This is a genomic window from Luteimonas aquatica, from assembly GCF_022662575.1.
GTDB classification, from domain to species: Bacteria; Pseudomonadota; Gammaproteobacteria; order Xanthomonadales; family Xanthomonadaceae; genus Luteimonas; species Luteimonas aquatica.
This window is the reverse complement of the sequence record NZ_JALBFU010000017.1, coordinates 13,692-36,431: the sequence shown is the minus strand read 5'-3', so window position 1 is coordinate 36,431 and position 22,740 is coordinate 13,692. Positions and strand designations below refer to the sequence as shown.

The window sequence follows — 22,740 nt, the reverse complement described above, 5'->3', positions numbered from 1 at the left end:
CGCCGCCGCGCCCGACCGGCCGAGGTCGCCGAGCCTGTCGCCCAGCCCGCCCAGCAATCCGGCGAGGCTGCCGGGCATGCTGGCGGGCAGCTGGCCGTCCGGGCTCAGCCGGTCGATCACCTCCGGCAGCAGGCCGCCCAGGGCGCCGGCGGCGGTGGCCCGGTCCAGCCCGGCCTTGGCGGCGATATTGTCGATTTCGCCGCTGCCCAGGGCGTTTTCGAGCTGCGCGGCGGTCACCGGCTGGTTGGGGCCGCTGCCGATCCAGGACTGCACGGCCTCGCCCAGCCCGCCGCTGCGCAGCCGCTCGAGGAAGCCGGCGGGGCCGCCGCGGCCGGGGTCGAAAATCAGCGCGCTCAGGGCGGCCAGCAGTTGTTTGGCCTTGTCCAGGCTGATGCCGAAGCGCGAGGCCAGGGTCTCCAGGAGTGCGTCGAACATGGATGGCTCCTTCGTCGTCGTCGATGGAAGGGGCGCCGGACGGCGCCCGCGGGCGACCCCGGCCGCCCCCTCGACCCGGAGTGCCGACATACCGCGCCCGCGGCCGTGAAGGCCCGGTGAGAGCGCCGGGCGCGGCGGGCAGGATGGCTTGACCGTAACTTGCTGAATCCACTAAAATTCCGCTTCTGTCCGCCGCGCTCCGGTGGGCAGGACCACAATAACTACAGAGGAAGCTTGGTCATGTACGCTGTTCTAGTCACCGGCGGTAAGCAGTACCGCGTGATGAAGGGCGAGACGATTCGCGTCGAGAAGCTCGACGCCGAAGCCGGCAAGGAGATCACGTTCGACAACGTGCTCATGCTCGGCGACGGCGAGGGCGTGACCCTCGGCGACGCGCTCAAGGGCGCGAGCGTCACCGCCACCATCAAGTCCCACGGCCGCGCCGACAAGGTGCGCATCGTGAAGTTCCGCCGCCGCAAGCACCATCGCAAGCAGATGGGCCATCGGCAGCACTACACCGAAATCGAGATCACCGGCATTGCCGGTGGCGACAAGAAGTAAGGAGTCTTAAGCCATGGCACACAAAAAGGGCGTAGGTTCCTCGCGCAACGGCCGCGATTCCAACCCGAAGTACCTGGGCGTGAAGATGTACGGCGGCCAGGCCATCGAGGCCGGCAACATCATCGTGCGCCAGCGCGGCACCCAGTTCCATCCGGGCGCCGGCGTCGGCCTCGGCCGCGACCACACGCTGTACGCGCTGGTCGACGGCAAGGTCGAGTTCGCGACCAAGGGTCCGAAGAAGCGCCGCACCGTAAGCGTGGTCGCGGCGCAGTAACCCGCGCACGCGTACCGCGAAAAGCCCCGCTACGGCGGGGTTTTTCGTTTATGTGCGGTCTTTCCATTTTTAGAGAATGAACGGGCAAAAGCGGTAGACTTCCTGTCCGTTCAAGCATCCGTGCCTTTTGAAGTATCTGTTGCCGTCCTTGGCGCTGCGTTTCGGCTCCGGGCCGTCCAGCCCGGCGATCCGTGGCCGGGCGTTCAGGGGCGCAGCAGACGCCTTGATGGCGTCCGCTAACACGCCCCCCTTCACCCGCCTATGAAACTCGTCGACGAAGCTGAAATCACCGTCACCGCCGGCAATGGCGGCAACGGCTGCGTCGGATTCCGCCGCGAGAAGTTCATTCCGCTCGGCGGCCCGGATGGCGGCGACGGCGGCGACGGCGGCAGCGTCTGGCTGGAGGCCTCGGAGAACCTCAATACCCTGGTCGACTTCCGCCACCAGAAGCAGTTCCGCGCGCAGCGCGGCGAGAACGGCATGGGGCAGCAGAAGTACGGCAAGGGCGGAGAGGACATCACCATCGTGGTGCCGGTGGGCACCGTGGTCACCAACATCGAGACCGACGAGGTGATCGGCGACCTGACCGCGCACGGCGACCGCCTGCTGGTGGCGCGCGGCGGCAAGGGCGGCCTGGGCAACATGCACTTCAAGAGCTCGGTGAACCGCACGCCGCGCAAGGCGCTGCCCGGCCTGCCCGGCGAGGAGCGCACGCTGCGCCTGGAGCTGAAGCTGCTGGCCGACGTCGGCCTGCTCGGGTTTCCCAACGCCGGCAAGAGCACCTTCATCCGCGCCGTCTCGGCGGCCACGCCGAAGGTGGCCGACTATCCGTTCACCACGCTGTACCCGAACCTGGGCGTGGTCAGCGTCGAGCCGCACCGCAGCTTCGTGATCGCCGACATCCCCGGCCTGATCGAGGGCGCCGCCGACGGCGCCGGCCTGGGCAGCCTGTTCCTGCGCCACGTGCAGCGCACGCGGCTGCTGCTGCATCTGGTCGACATCGCGCCTGCATTCGGCGAGTACGCCGAGGGAGTGGTCGACGCCGATCCGGTCGAGCAGGTGCGCGCGATCGAGCACGAACTGCGCAAATACGATCCGGGCATGCTGGAGAAGCCGCGCTGGCTGATCCTCAACAAGGCCGACCTGATGTTCGAAGACGAGGCGCGCGCGCGCGCGGCCGAGATCGTCGAGGCGCTGGGCTGGGAGCAGCCGTGGTACCTGGTGTCGGCGATCGGGCGCGAGGGCACCTGGCCGATCATGCTGGAAGTGCAGGCCTTCTTCGACCGCCTGCGCGAGGATGCGCGCGAGGCGGAGCGTGCCGGCGAAGGCAAGGCCGGCGAAAGCGGCGCCGGTCCCGATGCGGGCTGAGCCGCGACCCGTGTCGCGGGCAACAAAAAACCCGGTCGAAGCCGGGTTTTTCGCAGCGACCCCGAACTCGGGCTCAGGCGGCCGCGGCGATCGCCTTGATGCGGGCGGTCAGGCGGCTCTTGTGGCGGGCGGCCTTGTTCTTGTGGATCAGACCGCGCGAGCTGAAGCGGTCGAGGATCGGCTGGGCGATCTTGAAGGCCTCGTTGGCGGCGGCGGCGTCGCCGGCGTCGATGGCCTTGAGCACTTTCTTCACGGCGGTACGCAGCTGCGAACGCTGGCTGTTGTTGCGCAGGTTGCGCACGACGGCCTGCTTGGCGCGCTTCTTGGCGGACTTGATGTTGGCCACGATGGAATCCTGGAAACTGAGGTAGAGATGGGGTCTTGGGACAGCGAGCCGGGCAGGCCCGGCAAAGGCAAGCCAGATATTCTGGTGGATTCAAGGGCTTGCGTCAAGATCGGATTTGAGGCAGCCCGCCGGGCGGGGGCGAGGCGTTGAGCGGCCCGGAGTCCCCGGCCGAGGGCCCGGGCGGCGCCCGTTCCGAGGCCGCGCCGCCGGCCCAGCCGCGCAAGGCCGGCCTGCTGCGCTCCACGGCCGTGTTCAGCGCCATGACCTTCCTCTCGCGCATCTCCGGCCTGGTGCGCGACCAGGTCTATGCGGGCAGTTTCGGCGCCAGTCCGGCCATGGACGCCTTCTTCGTCGCCTTCCGCATCCCCAATTTCATGCGCCGGCTCTCGGCCGAGGGCTCGTTCTCGATGGCCTTCGTGCCGGTGCTGGCCGAGTACAAGGCCAGGTACGGCCAGGCCGAGGTCAAGGAGCTGATCGACCGGGTCACCGGCACGCTGATCGCGGCGCTGCTGGTGCTGACCGCGGCGGTGGTGCTGGCGGCGCCGTGGGTGATGCCGCTGTTCGCGCCGGGCTTCGGCACGGAGACCGAGCAGGGCCGGCTGGCGGCGGAGATGCTGCGCATCACCTTCCCCTATGCGCTGTTCATTTCCCTGGCCTCGCTGGCCGGCGGCATCCTCAACAGCTACCAGCGCTTCGCGATCCCGGCGCTGTCGCCGGTGCTGCTCAACCTGGCGATGATCGCCGCGGCCCTGGGCGTGGCGCCGCTGTTCGACTATTCGGTGCTGGTGCTGGCCTGGGGCGTGTTCGTCGCCGGCATCCTGCAGTTGGTGTTCCAGTTCCCGGCGCTGGCCAGGCTCGGCCTGCTGCCACGCCCGCGCTGGGGCGGCCGCCATCCGGGCGTGCGCAGGATCATGAAGCTGATGGTGCCGACGCTGTTCGGCTCCTCGGTGGCGCAGGTCAACCTGCTGCTCAACACCATGATGGCCTCCTTCCTGATCGGCGGCAGCGTGACCTGGCTGTACTACACCGACCGCCTGCTGGAATTCCCGCTGGGCATGTTCGGCGTGGCGATCGGCACGGTGATCCTGCCGCACCTGTCCGGCCGCCATGCCGCGACCGATCCGCAGGGCTTTTCCAAGGCCCTGGACTGGGGCCTGCGCCTGTGCCTGATCATCGGCGTGCCGGCCTGCCTGGGCCTGGTGCTGTGCGCCGAGCCGCTGACCGCGGCGCTGTTCCAGCACGGCAACTTCACCGCGCGCGACACGCGCATGAGCAGCCTGAGCCTGATGGCGCAGTCGACGGCGGTGCCCGCGTTCCTGCTGGTGAAGGTGCTGGCGCCGGCGTTCTATTCGCGCCAGGACACCAAGACGCCGGTGAAGGCCGCGGTGGTGGCGGTGATCGCCAACGTGCTGGCGACGCTGCTGTTCCTGGCGCTGCTGTTGTGGGGAACCGAGGCCGGCCGGGCCGCGCTGCAGACCGCCGGCGGCCGGGCGCTGCAGGCGCTGGGCGAGCTGCCGGGCGCGCATGCCTGCCTGGCCCTGGCGATCGCCCTGGCCGGCTGGCTCAATGCCGTGCAGCTGTGGTGGTACCTGCGCCGCGCCGACGTCTACCAGCGACAGGCCGGCTGGGGCCGCTTCCTCCGGCAGCTGGCGGTCGCGGCCGTCGGCCTGGCGGCCGTGGTGCTGGCGCTGCTGGCCTACTGGCAGGGCTGGACCGTCTGGCCCTGGTGGGAGCGGCTGTGGAAGCTCGGCGTCGTGGTGTCGGCGGGCGCCGCGGTCTACGGGGGGCTGCTCTGGCTGCAGGGGCTGCGCCCGCGGGATCTGCGGCATTAGGCCGGCATTTGCCGGTGTGCCGGCAATGTCCCCAGGGTTCGCCGCCCATGCCGCCTCGTGAAGCGGAGCGGCGTCGGGGATTGTTTTGCTGCACCGCAGCTATACTAAAGAGTTCATGAGCAGACTGTTCCGCGACGCCGACGGCGGGCCGTTGTGTCCGCAGGGGAGCGTGGTCTGCATCGGCGCCTTCGACGGCCTGCACCTGGGCCATCGCGCGCTGGTGCGCCACGCCGCCGAACGCGCGCGCGCGCTCGGCCTGCCGCTGGTGGCGTTGAGCTTCGAACCGCTGCCGCGCGAATTCTTCGCCGCCGCCGGACAGGCGCCGCGTCCGCCGCGCCTGAGCCTGGCGCGGGCCAAGTTCGAGGGCCTGTGTTCGCTCGGCGCCGATCTGGTCGGCCTGCTGCGCTTCGATGCGCGGCTGGCGGCGATGAGCGCGGAGGCCTTCGTCGCCCAGGTGCTGGCCGGACGCCTGCGCGCGCGCGCGGTGCTGGTCGGCCCCGAGTTCCGCTTCGGGCATCGCCGCGCCGGCGACCTGGAGACGCTGCGGCGCGAAGGCGCCGCGCACGGATTCGTCGCCGAGGCGATCGCGCCGGTGGCGGTGGACGGCGAGCGGGTGTCCAGCACCCGCATTCGCGCGGCGCTGCAGGCCGGCGAATTCGGCAACGCGGCGCAACTGCTCGGCAAGCCCTATGCCATCGGCGGGCGCGTGGTGCGCGGCCGGCAACTGGGGCGCACGCTGGGATTCCCCACCGCCAACCTGCGCTTCGGCAACAAGATGCCGGCGCTGTCGGGCATCTACGCCACCTGGGTGCACGGCATCGGCGAGCGGCCGTGGCCGTCGGTGTCGAGCCTGGGCACGCGCCCGACCGTGGCCGGGGTGGAGCCGCTGCTGGAAGCGCACCTGTTCGATTTCGACGGCGACCTGTACGGTCGCAGGATCGAGATCGAGTTCGTCGCCCACCTGCGCGCCGAGCGCAAGTTTCCCGATCTGGCCGCACTCACCGAGCAGATGCACCGCGACGCCGCCCAGGCGCGCGAGCTGCTGTCGCTGGATGTGCTGCAGCGTCGCCTGCAGCCCGCCTCGCCCCCGGATCCGCGGACCGCATCGGCGGCGACCGCCGAGAAGATTGCCTGAAGTCCCGTTGTCCGAAGCCCGCGTATCTGAAGCCCCTCTGTTGAAAGCCCGCCGCCTGAGAGCCCCGTGACCAACGACCCGAATCCATCCGCCGCCGGCAACCCGTACAAGGCCACCTTGCTGTTGCCCGCGACCGATTTCCCGATGCGCGGCGACTTGCCCAAGCGCGAGCCGGAAACCCTGGCGCGCTGGGAGAGCGAGGGCCTGTACCAGCGCATCCGCGAGAAGGTGAAGGACCGCGCGCGCAGCTTCGTGCTGCACGACGGCCCGCCCTACGCCAACGGCGAGATCCACGTCGGCCATGCGGTCAACAAGGTGCTCAAGGACATCGTGGTCAAGTCCAAGCTGCTGGCCGGCTTCGACGCGCCCTACGTGCCGGGCTGGGACTGTCATGGTCTGCCGATCGAGCACAAGGTCGAGAAGGAGTTCGGCAAGGTCGGCGACAAACTCGATCCCGCGCAGTTCCGCGCCAAGTGCCGCGAGTACGCCACCAGCCAGATCGACCTGCAGCGCCGCGGCTTCAAGCGCCTGGGCGTGACCGGCGACTGGGACAATCCCTACCGCACCATGGATTTCCGCTACGAGGCGGACATCATGCGCTCGCTGGCCAGGATCGTGGAGCGCGGCCACCTGATGCGCGGCTCCAAGCCCGTGCACTGGTGCTTCGACTGCGGCTCGGCGCTGGCCGAGGCCGAGATCGAGTACCAGGACAAGGAGTCCACGCAGATCTACGTGCGCTATCCGGTGCTCGACCGCAAGCGCGTGTTCGACGTGTTCGGGATCGAGGACGACGGCAGCCCGCTGTCGGTGCCGATCTGGACCACCACGCCGTGGACGCTGCCGGCCAGCCTGGCGGTGTCGATGGGGCCGGAGGTCGAGTATTCGCTGGTGCGCGTGGAGCCCGGCGAGGAAGCGCTGTTCAAGGAGCCGGGCCGTCGCCCCGAATACCTGCTGGTCGCCAGCGAACTGGTCGGTAGCGTGATCGCGGCGATCACCGAACCCGATGCGCTCAAGCAGGGCCACAGCGTCGAGAGCCGCGACTGGTCCGCGCACAAGGGCGAGGCCTTCGAGGGCCTGCGCCTGCGCCATCCCTTCTACGCCGACCGCGAGATCCCGGTGCTGCTGGGCGATCACGTCACCACCGACGCCGGCACAGGTGCGGTGCATACCGCGCCTGGCCATGGCCAGGAGGACTACGCGGTCTCGCTCAAGTACGGCCTGATCGACCGCTACAGCGCCGCGCAGATCAATCCGGTCGACAGCCGCGGCCTGTACCTGCCCTCGACGCCGCCGGCGGGCGTGCATGCGCTGGCCGGGCTGCACATCTTCAAGAGCGACGACCTGTTCGTGCAGATCCTGCGCGAGAATGGCGCGCTGCTCGCGCGCGGCAGGATCAAGCACAGCTATCCGCACTGCTGGCGCCACAAGACGCCGGTGGTGTTCCGCGCCACGCCGCAGTGGTTCATCTCGATGGAGCAGGCGGGACTGCGCCGCGACGCGCTGGCCGCGATCCCGGGCGTGTCTTGGGTGCCGGGCTGGGGCGAGGCGCGCATCTACAACATGATCGAGAGCCGTCCGGACTGGACCATCTCGCGCCAGCGCTACTGGGGCGTGCCGATCGCGCTGTTCTTCCACCGCGAGAGCGGCCAGCCGCATCCGCGCACGGTCGAGATCATGCGCCAGGTCGCCGACGTGGTGGAGGGCGAGGGCGTCGACGCCTGGTACGCGATGACCGCCGAGCAACTGCTGGGCGAGGAGGCGGGCGAGTACGAGAAGGTCAACGACATCCTCGACGTCTGGTTCGATTCGGGCACCAGCCACGAATGCGTGCTGGCGCGGCGGCCGCAGGACGGGTTGCGCAAGCCGGCCGACCTGTACCTGGAGGGTTCCGACCAGCACCGCGGCTGGTTCCACAGCGCGCTGCTCAGCGGCGTGGCGATGGACGGCGCGGCGCCCTACCGCCAGGTGCTGACGCACGGCTTCACCGTCGACGAGAACGGCAAGAAGATGTCGAAGTCGATGTTCAACGCGCTGGCGCCGGACAAGGTCACCGACACGCTCGGCGCCGACGTGCTGCGCCTGTGGGTGGCCTCGACCGAGTTCCGCAACGAGATGACCGTCTCGGACAAGATCCTCAAGCAGAACGCCGACGTCTACCGCCGCATCCGCAACACCGCGCGCTTCCTGCTCGGCAACCTGGCCGGCTTCGATCCGTCGCGCGACCTGGTCGCGCCGGAGCGCATGGTCGCGCTCGATCGCTGGATCGTGCACCGCGCCGCCGAGCTGCAGGAGCGCATCGCCGCGGCCTACGAGCGCTACGACTTCGCCGAGATCGTGCAGCTCCTGTCGAACTTCTGCAGCGTCGACCTGGGCTCGCTGTACCTGGACGTGACCAAGGACCGCCTGTACACGATGCGCGAGGACTCGCCCGGCCGCCGCTCGGCGCAGAGCGCGATGTACCGCATCGCCGAGGCGTTCGTTCGCTGGATCGCGCCGATCCTGGCCTTCACCGCCGACGAGATGTGGCGGCACATGCCCGCCGCGACCGAGCGCGGACCGCGCGAGGGCAACGTGCTGTTCACCACCTGGTACGACGGTCTGGCGCCGCTGCCGGCCGACGCCGTGCTCTCGGACGAGGATTTCAAGCGCCTGCTGGCGCTGCGAGAAACCGTCGCCAAGACCCTGGAGCCGATGCGCGCGGCGGGCCAGATCGGCGCGGCGCTCGAGGCGGAGATCTCGCTGCGCTGCGGGGTGGCCGACCAGAACTGGCTGGCGCCGCTGGCCGAGGAACTGCGCTTCCTGTTCATCAGCGGCGACGTGGACGTCGTCGCCGACGACAACATCCAGGACATCGCGGTCCTCGCCGCGCCGACCAGCAAGGCCAAGTGCGTGCGCTGCTGGCATCACCGCGCCGACGTCGGCGCCGATCCGGCGCACCCGGAGCTGTGCGGCCGCTGCGTCTCCAACCTCGAAGGCCCGGGCGAGGACAGGAAGTGGTTCTGATGCCCGTCCGCGCCCGCACAGGAAAGGATTGACCCGATGTCCGATCGTCCCACCCCCAACGCGCTCGTCTGGCTGCTGGTCTCCGCGGCGGTGATCGCGCTCGACCAGCTGACCAAGGCCTGGGTGCTGTCCAGCCTGCCCGAATACCAGGCGATCCCGGTCATCGACGGCGTCTGGAACTGGTACCGCACCTACAACACCGGCGCGGCCTTCAGCTTCCTCTCCGACGCCGGCGGCTGGCAGAAGTATCTGTTCACCGCCCTGGCGGTGGCGATCAGCGGCGTGCTGGCCTTCTGGCTGGCGCGCACGCCGCGCCGCGACTGGCGCACGGCCCTGCCGTTCGCCCTGGTGGTGGGGGGCGCGCTCGGCAACGTGATCGACCGGCTGATCCACGGCCACGTGGTCGACTTCATCCAGTGGTACTGGCGCGATTTCTACTGGCCGGCGTTCAACATCGCCGATTCGGCCATCGTCGCCGGCGCGGTGGCGATCGTGCTGTTCGGCCTGTTCCAGGGCAAGCCCCGGCCCCGGGCGGCGGGCGACCGTTCCGGCGCGCGGGAGTAGACTCGACGCCATGGACATCGTCCTCGCCAATCCCCGCGGCTTCTGCGCCGGCGTCGACCGCGCGATCGAGATCGTCAAGCGCGCCATCGAGACCCTCGGCGCGCCGATCTACGTGCGCCACGAGGTCGTCCACAACCGCTACGTCGTCGACGACCTGAAGCGGCGCGGCGCGGTGTTCGTCGAGGAGCTGCACGAGGTGCCCGACGGCGCCACCGTGATCTTCAGCGCGCACGGCGTGTCGCAGGCGGTGCGCAGCGAGGCGGCGCAGCGCGGCCTCAAGGTGTTCGACGCCACCTGCCCGCTGGTGACCAAGGTGCATTTCGAGGTGGCGCGCCATTGCCGCGCCGGCCGCGACGTCGTGCTGATCGGCCATGCCGGCCATCCCGAGGTCGAGGGCACGATGGGGCAGTGGAGCCGCGAGGGCGGGGCGGGGCGCATCTACCTGGTCGAGGACGTCGACGACGTGGCGGCGCTGCAGGTCGGCCAGCCCGACAACCTGGCCTACACCACGCAGACGACCCTGTCGGTGGACGACACCCGTGGCGTGATCCAGTCATTGCGGGACAAGTTCCCGGCGATCCAGGGCCCCAAGAACGACGACATCTGCTACGCCACCCAGAACCGTCAGGACGCCGTCCGCGAGCTGGCCGTGCAGTGCGACCTGGTGCTGGTGGTGGGCTCGCCGAACAGCTCGAACTCCAATCGCCTGCGCGAGCTGGCCGAGCGCGAGGGCGTGGAGGCCTACCTGATCGACGGCGCCGAGCAGATCGACCCGCGTTGGATCGAGGGGCGGCGCCACATCGGCGTCACCGCCGGCGCCTCGGCCCCGGAAGTCCTGGTGCAGGGGGTGATCGACCGCCTGCGCACCCTCGGGGCGGGAGGCGTCAGGGAGCTGTCCGGAGAGCCGGAAAGCATGGTCTTCGCCCTGCCCAAGGAACTGCGCGTCCAGCTGGTCGATTGACCGCGGGGGCCGCGAAACCTAGAATTCCGCCTCCCGCGGCCCGACCGCGGCGGCCCGGCGCCTGTCGCCGAGGCGTGCTTCTCCTGCCGGAATAGCTCAGTTGGTAGAGCGGCGCATTCGTAATGCGTAGGTCGCAGGTTCGACTCCTGTTTCCGGCACCACTCTCCGCCATGCCGCACCGACGTGCCGCGCATCACCCTGCGTGCGCGCTTCGCGCATGTCCGATGCATGTCCGCGGCATGTCTTGTCGATGTCGATCGTGCGCATGCGTGCCGTCGCGGCCGCGTAGGCGAAGCGTCGGTCCGTTGCGATTGCAACGAACAGGCCGATAACGCTTTCGTCACGCATATTGAACATCGCGACAACCTCGTCGTCCGCCGCGTTCATGGGGCGCACATGTCGTCATGCGATTTCGCCATGTGCGGAATTCGATCAAAAGGGCGACGCGTTTCGTCCCGCTTCGTCCGTGCTTCGTCCACGATCGCACCGCCATATCCAGCAATCCGCCGGCTCGACGGCGATTCGCGCGCAACTTCCCAGACTGTTTCATTTCGCGTGTGATCTCGATCACGGCGCTGAATGAAATTCACGCTGTTCAAAAAACTGTCTTGACGCTTTCGTACTCTCACTTTTACATTGCGTCTCGCGATCAAGGTGGGTGGTCGCGAAATTCGATCGCGCTGTGATGCGGTCCCAGCGCGCTCACCAAGGACGGGCGAGCGCATGTCCACCCCGTCGGAGCCTTTCAGAAGCAGCAGGTCGGCGAAGAGGCTCGCGTGTTCACCAAGATCCTGATGGTTTGTGTCGGCAATATTTGCCGCAGCCCGACTGCGGAAGTTCTCCTGCGCCATCGCCTGGGCGAGCGCGGCGTTCGCGTGCAGTCCGCCGGCCTGGCGGCCTTGCGCGGAAGCCCCATCGACCCGACGGCGCGCGAGATCCTCGAAAGTCAGGGCCTGCCCGCCGAAGGGCATGTCGCCCGGCAGATCGACGCGTCGCTGATCGACGCCTGCGATCTGGTGCTGGCGATGGAGGGCCGGCATGTCCGCGCCATCCACAAGATCGCGCCGCATGCGCGAGGTAAGACCTTCCTGCTCGGCAAGTGGCAGGACGACGCGCCAATCCCCGATCCGTACCGCCAGGACCGCGCGGTCTTCGAGCATGCCTACCGCATGATCGACGCCGCGGTGGAAAGCTGGCGTTCCTATCTATAACCACAGGGGACAACGCGTGAGACAGGTTGCGTAGATGTCGATGAGACCACTGCCGACAGGCAAGCACGACGCCAGCGAGGAGATCGATCTCGCTTCATTGCTGGGGACGCTGGTCGACCACAAGTGGCTGATCGCCGCGGTGACGGCGGCGTGCTTCGTGCTGAGCGTGTGCTACGCGCTGCTCAGCGCTCCGGTGTACCAGGCCACCGCGATGATCCAGGTGGAGCCGAAGACGCCGACGCTGCCCGGGCTGGACGACGTCTCGCAGATCCTCACCGAGTCGGCGCCGCAGGCGGTGACCGAAATCGCGCTGCTCACCTCGCGCTCGGTGATCGGCGAGGCGGTGGACGAGCTGAACCTGGACGTCGACGTGCGCGCGCGCCGCTTCCCGCTGATCGGCGGCTTCATGGCGCGCCGCGCCGGCAACGCCGGTCCGGCGCCGGCGTTCCTGGGCATGGACAGCTACGGCTGGGGCGGCGAGCAGCTGGTCATCGAGACGCTGGAGGTGCCGGGCCCCCTGGTCGGCACGCCGCTGCGCCTGCAGGCGGGCGAGGCGGGAAGCTATCGCCTGTACGACGAGGACGACAACCTGCTGGCGGAAGGCAAGGTCGGCGGCATCGTGCGTTCCGGCGCGGTCACCGTGCAGGTGACCAGGCTGGCGGCGAACCCGGGCACCGAGTTCGACGTTGTGCGCCAGCGCAGGCTGGCGACGATCGCCGCCGTGCAGGGCAACATCAGCGCCAGCGAGAACGCCAAGGACTCGGGGATCATCCTGCTCAGCTACGAGCTGCGCGATCCGGAAATGGCCGCCACCACGCTCGCGGCGATCAGCAAGCAGTACATCCGCCAGAACATCGAGCGCAACTCGGCCGAGGCCGCCAACAGCCTGCGCTTCGTCAAGGAGCAGCTGCCGAAGGTGCGCGGCGACCTGGAAAAGGCCGAGGGCGAGCTCAACGCCTTCCAGAGCAAGGCGCATTCGGTGGACATCAGCCTGGAGACCAAGGCGATCCTCGACCAGATCGTCGGCATCGACACCACGCTGTCGCAACTGCGCATGCAGCAGGCCGAGGTCGAGCGCCGCTACACCGCGCAGCATCCGGCCTACCGCGCGCTGATGAAGCAGATCGGCGGCCTGGAGGCCAAGCGCAAGGCCTTGACCGACCAGGCCGGCGACCTGCCGCAGACGCAGCAGGAGCTGCTGCGCCTGACCCGCGACGTGCAGGTCAGCACCCAGACCTACACCGGCCTGCTCAACCAGGAGCAGCAGTTGGATATCGCGCGCGCCGGCACGGTCGGCAACGCCCACGTCATCGACCCGGCCGTGGTCGACGTGACCCAGCCGGTGCGTCCGAACAGGCTGCGCATCGTGGTGATCGGCACCTTCCTCGGCGCCTTCCTGGTGGTGGCCTGGGTGTTCCTGCGGCAGATGCTCAGCCGCGGGGTGGAGGACGTGCATGCCATCGAGCAGTCCGGGCTGCCGGTATACGCCTCGATCCCGATGAGTCCCTACCAGCGCGACCACGAGAGCGTGAGCCGCCAGCGCATGGGCAACGGCAAGCCCTACCTGCTGGCGATCGACGCGCCGAACGACCTGGCCATCGAGGCGCTGCGCAGCCTGCGCACCAGCCTGCACTTCGCCACGCTCGAGGCCAAGAACAACGTGCTGATGATCTGCGGCGCGAGCCCCGGGGCGGGCAAGACCTTCGTCTCCACCAACCTCGCCGTGATCGTCGCGCAGACCGGACAGCGGGTGCTGCTGATCGACGGCGACATGCGCCGCGGCATGCTGCACAAGGTGATGGGCCACGACAACACCCATGGCCTGTCGGAGCTGCTGGTGGGGCGGGCGGAGCTGTCCCAGGCGATCCACCGCTGGCCGTCGCTGGAGGGCGTGCACTTCATCTCGCGCGGCCCGGTGCCGCCGAACCCCTCCGAGCTGCTGATGCACCCCAACTTCAAGGCATTGATGAAGACCGCGTCGGAGCAGTACGACCTGGTCATCATCGACACGCCGCCGATCCTGGCGGTGACCGACGCCACGATCATCGGGCACGAGGCCGGCACCAGCCTGCTGGTGGCGAGATTCGGCGTGAACCGGCTGAAGGAACTCGCCCTGGCCAGGCAGCGGCTCCTGCAGAACGGCATCGATCTCAAGGGCGCCATCTTCAACGCCGTGGAGCGGCGTTCGGACAGCTACTACGCCTACGGCTACGAGTACGCCTCGAGCAAGGCGGACGCCTGAGTGCGCAAGCCTGCGTGAGGCCCGCGTGAAGGAGGAGTTTTCGACATGAAACGATTAGAGAACGCTCACAGATTTTTATGCATCCATCAGCAGATTCGAAGCAAGCGTATTGCGCAGACATGCGACTGTAATTTGAACTGATCATCGTACGCCCGGGCGGCCCGTCAACGGCCGCTCGAGCGCAATCCGTCCGGTCGGCCACAGGGGGACGCCGGACACCAATGTTCCTTTATCCGAGGCTGTCCCCCACATGGCCAGGTCAGATGTCCAACTCGCGATCGCGGCGGCGATCGCATTCGCCTTCACGTCCCTAGCAATCTGGAAGTTGCGCCCGTTGGCGGACCGATTCGGTCTGGTCGACAAGCCCAATGCCAGGAAACGCCACCAGGGCCACGTGCCCGTGATCGGCGGGATCTGCTTCTTCCTCGGCATGGCGGCCGGGCTGCTGTACCTCGGCGTCCCGGACCGCTTCACCCTGTGCCTGCTCGCCAGCACCGCGCTGATCGTCGTCGTGGGCGCGATCGACGACGCCCGCGACCTGAGCGCGCGCTCGCGCCTGGTGGTGCAGGTGGCGGCCGCGGCGCTGATGATCGCGGGCAGCGGCGTGTACGTGCGCGGCCTGGGCGACCTGTTCGGCATGGGCGAGGTGCGCCTGGGCCTGCTCGGCATTCCCTTCACGCTGTTCCTGGCCGTGGGCTTCATCAACGCCTTCAACATGCTCGACGGCATCGACGGGCTGGCGGGAAGCCTGGGGCTGACCTCGGTGCTGGCGCTGCTGATGTTCGCGCAGGGGCCGGCCACCGACGTCGCCGCGATGCTGACGGTGCTCTCGACCGCGCTGCTGCCGTTCCTGATGGTGAATCTCGGCGGCCTGCGCGGGCGCAAGATCTTCATGGGCGACGCCGGCAGCATGCTGATCGGACACATGCTGGCCTGGAGCCTGGTCTATCTCAGCCAGTCGCCGGCGGCGCAGATCCGGCCGGTGGAGGCGCTGTGGTGCGCTGCCCTGCCGGTGCTCGATTTCCTGTCGGTGGTCTATCGCCGCCTGCGCCGCGGGCAGTCGATCCTCAAGCCGGACCGCCAGCACCTGCACCACATGCTCATCGATGCCGGCCGCACGCCGCGCGAGGCCCTGGCGATCATGGTGGCGATGGCGCTGGTGATCACCGCCTTCGGCTACGCGCTGCGCGGCATGTCGCCGATGGTGAACCTGCTGGCGTTCCTGGCCCTGCTGGTGCTGTACACGACCGTGTCCTGGCGCGCCTGGATGCGCGTGGCGCCGCCGGTGGTCGAGGCGATCGCGCCGCCCTCGCAGGTGCTGGCGGTGGCGCCTTCGCTGCGCCTGCGCGAGGAGAGCGGCCGCGAAGCGCGGATGCCCGCGAGCGAGCGCCCGCAGGCGGGCCGCGCCGCCGCGGCCAATTCGCGCGCGGTGCGCACGCTGTGCGTCTTCGGTACGCGTCCGGAGGCGATCAAGATGGCCCCGCTGGCACTGCGGCTGGCCCAGGATCCGCGCTTCGACGCGCGCGTCTGCGTGACCGGGCAGCATCGGCAGATGCTCGACCAGGTGCTGAACCTGTTCGGCGTGCGCCCGGACTACGACCTGGACATCATGAAGCAGGGCCAGGACCTGACCGACATCACCACGGCGATCCTGAGCGGCATGCGCCGCGTGCTGAAGGAGTTCAAGCCCGACGTGGTGCTGGTGCACGGCGACACCTCGACCACGCTGGCGGCGACGCTGGCGGCCTACTACCAGCAGATTCCGGTGGCGCACGTGGAAGCGGGCCTGCGCACCGGCAATCTCTATTCGCCCTGGCCGGAGGAAGCGAACCGCAAGCTGACCGGCGCGCTGGCCGCGCTGCATTTCGCGCCGACCCCGCAGTCGGGAGCGAACCTGATCGCCGAAGGCATCCTGGAGGAGCGCATCGCCGTCACCGGCAACACGGTGATCGACGCGCTGCAGCAGGTGGTCGCGCGCGTGGAAGGCGATCGCCTCCTGCGCCAGACCCTGGCCGAGCAGTTCCCGTACCTGCGCGCCGACCGGCGCGTCGTGCTGGTGACCGGGCATCGCCGCGAGAGCTTCGGCGGCGGCTTCGAGCGGATCTGCCACGCCCTGCGCGAGACCGCGCTGCGCCATCCGGACGTGGACATCGTCTATCCGGTGCACCTGAACCCGCAGGTGCGCGAGCCGGTGAACCGGATCCTGCACGGCATGCCCAACGTGTACCTGGTCGAGCCGCTGGAATACCTCTCCTTCGTCTACCTGATGAACGAGTCGTACCTGATCCTCACCGATTCGGGCGGCATCCAGGAAGAGGCGCCGTCGCTGGGCAAGCCGGTGCTGGTGATGCGCGACACCACCGAGCGGCCGGAGGCGGTGGAGGCGGGCTCGGTGCGGCTGGTCGGCACCGACCAGGCCTCGATCAGCTCCGGCATCAGCACGCTGCTGCTCGACCGCGCCGCCTACGACGCGATGAGCTTCGCGCACAACCCCTACGGCGACGGCAAGGCCTGCGAGCGCATCGTCGATGCGCTGGCGGCGCTGCATTCGCGCGAGTCGCTGCTCGCCGCCTGAGCGGTCTCGCGGACCGCCCCGGGATTTCCGAACCATCCCCCTCCGAACGGAGGGGCACCAAGGAGTATTGCAATGAGTTTCAACACCGTCTCCGTCATCGGGCTGGGCTACATCGGCCTGCCGACCGCCGCCGCCTTCGCGTCGGCGCGGGTCCGGGTGATCGGCGTGGACATCAACCGGCACGCGGTGGACACCATCAACCGCGGCGAGATCCACATCGTCGAGCCGGACCTGGACGTGTCCGTGCGCGCGGCGGTCGCCGGCGGCTTCCTGCGCGCCTCCACGACGCCCGAGCCGGCCGACGCCTTCCTCATCGCGGTGCCGACCCCGTTCAAGGACGATCACGTCCCCGACCTGGGCTACATCGAGGCGGCGGCCAAGGCGATCGCGCCGGTGCTGAAGCGGGGCGACCTGATCGTGCTGGAGTCGACCTCGCCGGTGGGCGCCACCCAGCAGCTGGCCGGCTGGCTGGCGCAGGCCAGGCCCGACCTGCGCTTCCCGCAGCCGGGGCGCGAGGGCGAGATCGACGTCAACCTGGCCTACTGCCCCGAGCGCGTCCTGCCCGGCCACGTGATGCGCGAGCTGGTGGAAAACGACCGCGTGATCGGCGGCCTGACCCCGGCGTGCTCGCAGCGCGCACGCGAGCTGTACGGCATCTTCGTGCGCGGCGAGTGCATCGTCACCGACGCCGGCACCGCCGAGATGTGCAAGCTGACCGAGAACGCCTTCCGCGACGTCAACATCGCCTTCGCCAACGAGTTGTCGGTGATCTGCGACAAGCTCAAGATCAACGTGTGGGAACTGATCCGGCTGGCGAACCGCCATCCGCGCGTCAACATCCTGCAGCCTGGGCCGGGCGTGGGCGGCCACTGCATCGCGGTCGATCCCTGGTTCATCGTCGACAGCGCGCCGGAGCAGGCGCGCCTGATCCGCACCGCGCGCGAGGTGAACAACGACAAGCCGGCCTGGGTGATGAGCAAGGTCGACGAGGCGATCGCGCAGGCCAAGGCCGAGGGCAAACGCGGCGAGGACCTCACCATCGCGGTGTTCGGCCTGTCCTTCAAGCCGGACATCGACGACCTGCGCGAAAGCCCGGCGCTGGAAATCGCCACCGAGCTGGCCGAGCGCCATCCCGGCCGCGTGCTCGCCGTCGAGCCGCACATCCACGAGCTGCCGGCGCAGCTCAATTCCGGCAAGGCGGTGCTGACCGACCTGCCGACCGCAAGCGAACGCGCCGACATCGCCGTGCTGCTGGTCGACCACAAGGCCTTCAAGGCGCATGCGATGCCCGAGCGCACCAGGATCGTCGACACGCGAGGTATCTGGGCCTGATGACCGCGACAGCATGGGGGCCGCCGCCGTGATGCGGCGGCTGATCGCCACTGCCGGGTTCTCGGCGGTGGGCATGGCTGCGTCCAGAGGCGCGGCGTTCGTCGGCATCCTGGCGATCGCCCACTACCTGGGGCCGGCGGCGTTCGGCCAGTTTTCGCTGATCCAGACCACCGCGCTGCTGTTCACCACCTTCTGCGCGCTCAGCCTCGGGCAGATGGCCACCAAGATCACCGCCGAGGCGCTGGCCGCCCAGGACGCCAGGCGCCTGGGCACCGCGATGACGGTGTCCTACGGCTCCGCGCTGCTGGCCTCGCTGTTGTTCATGCTGCCGCTGCTGGCGCTGTCGCCGCTGCTGGCGTCCAAGGTGGGCGGGGCCGACGGCCTGGCGGGGTCGTACGCGCTCTCCTCGCTGCTGGTGCTGACCGGCTTCCTGACGGCGGTGCAGAACGGCGTGACGATGGCGCTCAACCGGGTGCGGCAGCAGGCGCTGGCCAACCTGGCGGCGGCGCCGGCCGTGTTCGCGCTGATGCTGGGCGCGGCCCTGCAGCGCGGGATCGGCTGGGCGGTGGCCGGCTACGTCGCCGCGCAGATGGTCATCTTCCTGGGGCAGGAGCGGGTGGTGCATCGCTACCGCAGGGAGCATGGCCTGCACTGGAACTGGCGCGGCGCCGAGCGCGAGGACTGGGCGGTGCTGTGGCGGCTCGGCTTGCCGTCGTCGCTGGCGGGCCTGCTGACGCTGCCCGCCGTCTGGCTGTCGATGGTGCTGCTCTCGCATAGCGCCGGCGGCGCGGCCGAGGTCGGCAATTTCGCCCTGGGCAACCAGGCGCGCTCGATGCTGCTGTTCGGCGCGGGCGTGGTCGCCAATGCGGTCCTGCCGCTGCTGTCGGCGGCGGTGAGCCGCAACGACCGCGACGGCGTGTCGGCGGCGATGCGGCGCTCCATGCTGCTGGTGACCGGGACCACGCTCGCCATCGTCGCCGTGGTGGCGGTCGCCGCGCCGCTGGTGATCGAGCGCTTCGCGCCCGCCTATGTGGGATCGGTGACGCCGCTGTACTGGCTGCTGCTCTCGGCGGTGGCTACCGCGCCCACCGCGATCATGATGCGCAAGGCCACCGCGGACGGCCGTCCCGGCGTGCTGCTCGCCGGCAACGCGGCCTTCGCCGTGGTGCTGCTCGCCGCCGCGTCGATCGCGACGCGCACGCACGCCAGCGCCACCGGGCTGGCCATCGCCTATTTCGTCGCTTCCTCGGTCCAGCTGCTCGCTTTCACGCTGCTGACCCGCGGGACATTCCGCCAACCGGCATCGAACGCGGCCTAGGGCCCACGGCTACCGTCCTATGAACATCATCCGTCTGTTGAAGAAAAGCATCGTGCTGACCACCATCCGCGTCGGCTGGCTGATCAAGCCCGGCCTGGTGACGCGCCTGTACGCCTGGTTCCTGCGCTCGGAAGGCGCGCGGGTGGAGGGCGTGCCCAACTACCTGTCGGCGAAGATCTGGTTCGACGGCACCGACTACTCGCTGATCAGCCTGGGCGAGGGCTGCACGATCTCGAGCAACGTGCGCGTGCTCACCCACGACGCCGCGGTGAACACCGCGGCCAAGGAACTCGGCATCCGCTTCAACCCGCCGAAGATCCGCACCGGCGCGGTGAAGATCGGGCGCCACGCCTTCGTCGGCACCGGCTCGATCATCATGCCCGGTGCCGACATCGGCGCCGGCTCGATCGTCGGCGCAGGCAGCGTGGTGCGCGGGCTGATCCCGCCGCTGAGCATCGTGGTCGGCAATCCCGGCAAGGTGATCGGCTCGGTCGACGAGTACCTGGAAAAGCTCTCGGCGCGGGGCGAGTGAGGCGGGCGATGACGCGGATGTCCAAGGTCTGCTATGTCGTGGCGAGGACGCTCTCGGTCTTCGGCCTGCCCGGGCTGCGAGGCCTGCGCGGGCGCGTGTACCGCTGGCATTTCGCCGCGCCCGGCATGAGCGTGTCCGACCGCGTCATGGTGGTGGCCGCGCACAGGAGCGCCACCGCCTCGATCGCCTTCGCGCAGGGCGTCGAGCTGGGCGCGGACAGCTACATCGACTATTCCGGCGGCGTGCGCGTGGGCGCGCACGTGGCGATCTCGGAAGGCGCGAGGATCTTCACCCACAACCACGTGGTCCGCCGCGGCCATTCGAACTGGCACCGCAACCCGATCGAGTTCAGCCCGCTGCAGATCGAGGACGAGGCCTGGATCGGCGCCGGCGCGATCGTGCTGCCGCGGGTGCGCCGGATCGGCCGCGGCGCCATCGTCGGCGCCGGCGCCGTGCTGGGCGAGGACGTGCCCGACCACGCGGTGTACGCCGGCAACCCCGCGCGGCTGGTGTACATGCGCGACGTCGACGCGCCTCGGGCCTAGGGGAGGCGCGCTTGTCCACGCTCTACTTCCTGTTCTTCGCGCTGCTCGGGCTGCTCGCCTTCGCCAGGATCGGCGGCCGCATGGACCGCATGTACCGCAGCCCGATTTACGCCTTCGTGCTGGCGATGGCCTTCATCTACGGCTTCATGCCGTGGGTGAAGGAAATCTTCGGCATCCAGACCTATCCGTTCCCGTACGGGTTCGACGCCAAGCTCGGCGCCCTGGTCGATTCGGCGATCTACACCCTGATGGGCGTCATCGGCTATTGCGCCTGCGGCGGCCTGCGCCATCCGCAATTGCCGGAAGTGCGCAGCCTCACCGGGCGCGAACAGCTGCGCGCGCTGCTGATCCTCGGCGTTCCCTCGTTCTTCGCGGTGCTGTACCTGGCCAAGACGATCAGCGGCTACGACCTGGCCTCGTACATGAAGGACCGCATCGTGCTCCGGCGCGGCATGGGGCCGGCAGTGATCCTCGCCTTCACCGCGATCTGCTACGGCGCGGTGCTGGTCACCGACCATTTCACCCAGAAGCGGGAAGGGCGGTCGCCCTCGGCGCTGCGGCTGCTGGCGATCATGGGCGCCGTCCTGGCCCTGGCGGTGGCCTTCGTGGCGATGGGCAACCGCAACTTCGTCTTCATCCTGATCGCGATCGTGCTGCTGGCGCTGCTGTCGATCTATGCCGGGCGGTTCAGCCGCATCGTGCTGCTGTTCCCGGCGCTGCTGGGCATCGCGATCGGCTTTTCGCTGTGGGCCAAGGTGCGCACCACGCTGGATTCCTCCTCCGCCGGCACGGTGACCGCGGTCGCCAGCGAGGGCGCGCTGCCGCTGCTGGTCTACGGCTTCAACGGCGCGTTCGGCAACGCCGAGAACATGGTGTGGCTGGCGGCCAACGACCGGCGCTGGGACCTGCTCTACGGCAAGACCCTGTATGCGGCGCTGGTCAACCCGATCCCGCGCTCGCTGTGGCCGGACAAGCCCTTCGGCGGCGGCCCCGAGCTGCGCAACATGATCTATCCGGGCTCCTACACGCTCGACGGCGAGAACCTGACCTCCTACACCACCGGACTGCCCACCGAGGCCTACATGAACTTCGGGCTGCTGGGCATCTTCCTGTTCGGCGCCTTCAACGGCGCCTGCCTAGCCTGGGCGCGCAACTTCTACGCGCGGCAGAAATCGGTCACGCCGCTGGGCGTGGTGATGTACAGCTATTCGATCTTCATGTTCGCGTTCGGATTCCTGTACATGGAGCTGCTCGGCGGCTGGAGCCGCTACCTGATCACCATGATCCTGCTCAGCGGCGTCGCCTGGCTCGGCGACAGGCGTTTCAGGACGTCGAGGAGCCTGGCATGAAGGCCATCATCCTGGGCCAGGGCAATCCCTATCTGAAGAATCCGTACCTGAGCAAGCTGGCCAAGGTGCTGGAAGCGGCCGGCGTGCCCTACGAGTTCTGGATCTGGAGCCGTGACGGCGCGCTGCAGCCGCTGCCGAAGGTGCGGGTGGTGCTGCGCTTCGGTTCCTGGGGCGGCGGCGCGGTCAATGCGCTCGGCTATCTGCTGTGGGTGGCCACCCTGACCGTACGCGTGCTGCTCAGGCCGAAGGCCGGCGTGTACTTCTGTTCGCGCCTGGACGCCGCGGTGCCCTGCGCCGTGGCCGCCATGCTGGCCGGCTGCCGCTACGTCTTCCTCGATCGCGACAAGCTGTCCAAGAGCTATGCCTGGCCCAGGCCGGTACGCTGGGCGATCGAGCGCCTGGAGGCCTTCGTCGGCCGCCGCGCCGCGCTGCACGTGGTGCCCGGGGCGTCGCGCGTGGGCAAGCACGACACCGGCAACGTGCGCATCATCCGCAACACGCCGCACAGCGACGTGATCGCCCAGGCCTGGCAGCTGCGCGCGGCGATCCCGCCGCGGCGCGGACGCCTGCGCGTGCTGGTGAGCGGGCTGATCTCGCCCGAGCGCGGCGCCGGCATGGCGCTGGCGGCGTACCGGGCGCTCGCCGGCGAGGACATCGAGTTCGTCGCCGCCGGGCGCCTGCTGGGCGAGGATGCGCAGCGCCTGGCGCGCGAGCTCGGAGACGCCTATCGCGGCATCGTCAGCAACGAGGAGGCGCTGGCGATGCTGCTGGCCTCCGACGTGGTGCTGGCGCTCTACGACCCGGCGCTGGAGATCAACCGGCTGGCCGAGCCCAACAAGTGGTTCGACTGCGCGGCCCTGCAGGTGCCCTTCGTCACCAACCGCGGCCTGGAGACCTCCGCGCCGTTCGAGGCGCTCGAGGCCTGCTTCCTGTGCGACTACGGCGACGGCCCGGCGCTGGCGGCGCTGCTGCGTGCGATGGCCGCCGATCCCGGCCTGCTGCGCGCGCGGCGCGATGCGCTGGCGTCGATGCAGTTCGAGCCCTGGGACCAGGCCATGGCGCGCATCGTCGCCGAATGCTTCGGCGCGGCGCGGCCGAAGCGCCAGCGGCGGCCGGTCGCCGCGGCCCCCAATTCCACTTCCCCCTCTTCGGAATGA

General features: G+C 69.3%; 19 protein-coding genes and 1 tRNA gene. 18 read left to right on the top strand and 2 right to left on the bottom strand.

The genetic code is table 11. From position 1 onward, the window contains the following. The coding region (locus MD221_RS16675; protein WP_242113117.1) for a YidB family protein at positions 1-435 on the bottom strand (435 nt) is incomplete at its 3' end. A 240-nt stretch (positions 436-675) separates the two neighbouring features. On the opposite strand from MD221_RS16675, the gene rplU reads away from it, so the two are divergent. The 3 genes from rplU (at position 676) to obgE (ending at position 2,638) form a co-directional block, all read left to right on the top strand. Beyond that, on the top strand, positions 676-996 hold the full coding sequence (gene rplU, locus MD221_RS16670; protein WP_242113116.1) for a 50S ribosomal protein L21: 321 nt from the start codon (positions 676-678) through the stop codon (positions 994-996). 13 nt (positions 997-1,009) lie between these two features. Then, positions 1,010-1,270, top strand: coding sequence for a 50S ribosomal protein L27 (gene rpmA, locus MD221_RS16665; protein ID WP_242113115.1), 261 nt, complete (start codon positions 1,010-1,012; stop codon positions 1,268-1,270). Between the two features lie 261 nt (positions 1,271-1,531). Next, a complete protein-coding gene (gene obgE, locus MD221_RS16660) occupies positions 1,532-2,638 on the top strand; it encodes a GTPase ObgE (protein WP_242113114.1) in 1,107 nt (368 codons plus the stop codon). Between the two features lie 73 nt (positions 2,639-2,711). Here obgE and rpsT read toward each other — a convergent pair whose 3' ends face one another. Next, positions 2,712-2,984 (bottom strand): 30S ribosomal protein S20, encoded by a 273-nt coding sequence (gene rpsT / locus MD221_RS16655; RefSeq protein WP_242113113.1) that lies wholly within the window; start codon positions 2,982-2,984, stop codon positions 2,712-2,714. Positions 2,985-3,214: 230 nt separating this feature from the next. On the opposite strand from rpsT, the gene murJ reads away from it, so the two are divergent. From murJ to MD221_RS16575, 15 genes are all read left to right on the top strand, one after another. After that, complete coding sequence (murJ, locus tag MD221_RS16650; RefSeq protein WP_277928941.1) at positions 3,215-4,816, top strand: murein biosynthesis integral membrane protein MurJ; 1,602 nt, start codon at positions 3,215-3,217, stop codon at positions 4,814-4,816. Between the two features lie 115 nt (positions 4,817-4,931). Continuing rightward, the gene (locus tag MD221_RS16645) at positions 4,932-5,951 is read left to right on the top strand and encodes a bifunctional riboflavin kinase/FAD synthetase (protein WP_242113112.1); all 1,020 of its coding nucleotides are present in this window, start codon (positions 4,932-4,934) and stop codon (positions 5,949-5,951) included. A gap of 144 nt (positions 5,952-6,095) precedes the next feature. Continuing rightward, positions 6,096-8,954 (top strand): isoleucine--tRNA ligase, encoded by a 2,859-nt coding sequence (gene ileS / locus MD221_RS16640; protein WP_242113119.1) that lies wholly within the window; start codon positions 6,096-6,098, stop codon positions 8,952-8,954. Between the two features lie 36 nt (positions 8,955-8,990). After that, positions 8,991-9,518 carry a signal peptidase II gene (lspA, locus tag MD221_RS16635; RefSeq protein WP_242113111.1) on the top strand — a complete coding sequence of 176 codons (528 nt, stop codon included), beginning with the start codon at positions 8,991-8,993 and terminating at the stop codon, positions 9,516-9,518. Positions 9,519-9,528: 10 nt separating this feature from the next. Next, entirely contained in the window at positions 9,529-10,479 is a 951-nt protein-coding gene (gene ispH / locus MD221_RS16630) for a 4-hydroxy-3-methylbut-2-enyl diphosphate reductase (RefSeq protein ID WP_242113110.1), read from the top strand. 85 nt (positions 10,480-10,564) lie between these two features. Continuing rightward, positions 10,565-10,640, top strand: a tRNA-Thr gene (locus tag MD221_RS16625). A gap of 615 nt (positions 10,641-11,255) precedes the next feature. Then, positions 11,256-11,690, top strand: a complete 435-nt coding sequence (locus tag MD221_RS16620) for a low molecular weight protein-tyrosine-phosphatase (RefSeq protein ID WP_242113109.1) — start codon at positions 11,256-11,258, stop codon at positions 11,688-11,690. A 34-nt stretch (positions 11,691-11,724) separates the two neighbouring features. After that, entirely contained in the window at positions 11,725-13,932 is a 2,208-nt protein-coding gene (locus MD221_RS16615) for a polysaccharide biosynthesis tyrosine autokinase (RefSeq protein WP_242113107.1), read from the top strand. 334 nt (positions 13,933-14,266) lie between these two features. Further along, entirely contained in the window at positions 14,267-16,507 is a 2,241-nt protein-coding gene (wecB, locus tag MD221_RS17580) for a non-hydrolyzing UDP-N-acetylglucosamine 2-epimerase (RefSeq protein ID WP_339328438.1), read from the top strand. A gap of 72 nt (positions 16,508-16,579) precedes the next feature. Further along, the gene (wecC, locus tag MD221_RS16600) at positions 16,580-17,839 is read left to right on the top strand and encodes a UDP-N-acetyl-D-mannosamine dehydrogenase (RefSeq protein WP_242113104.1); all 1,260 of its coding nucleotides are present in this window, start codon (positions 16,580-16,582) and stop codon (positions 17,837-17,839) included. Positions 17,840-17,852: 13 nt separating this feature from the next. Then, a complete protein-coding gene (locus MD221_RS16595; RefSeq protein ID WP_242113102.1) occupies positions 17,853-19,157 on the top strand; it encodes an oligosaccharide flippase family protein in 1,305 nt (434 codons plus the stop codon). Between the two features lie 19 nt (positions 19,158-19,176). Next, entirely contained in the window at positions 19,177-19,689 is a 513-nt protein-coding gene (locus MD221_RS16590; RefSeq protein ID WP_277928935.1) for an acyltransferase, read from the top strand. An 8-nt stretch (positions 19,690-19,697) separates the two neighbouring features. Beyond that, positions 19,698-20,234: an acyltransferase gene (locus tag MD221_RS16585; RefSeq protein WP_242113100.1), complete on the top strand. Its 537-nt coding sequence runs from the start codon at positions 19,698-19,700 to the stop codon at positions 20,232-20,234. 11 nt (positions 20,235-20,245) lie between these two features. Then, positions 20,246-21,583, top strand: a complete 1,338-nt coding sequence (locus MD221_RS16580; RefSeq protein ID WP_242113098.1) for an oligosaccharide repeat unit polymerase — start codon at positions 20,246-20,248, stop codon at positions 21,581-21,583. Further along, on the top strand, positions 21,580-22,740 hold the full coding sequence (locus MD221_RS16575; protein ID WP_242113097.1) for a glycosyltransferase family protein: 1,161 nt from the start codon (positions 21,580-21,582) through the stop codon (positions 22,738-22,740). Before MD221_RS16580 ends, MD221_RS16575 begins: the two co-directional genes overlap by 4 nt.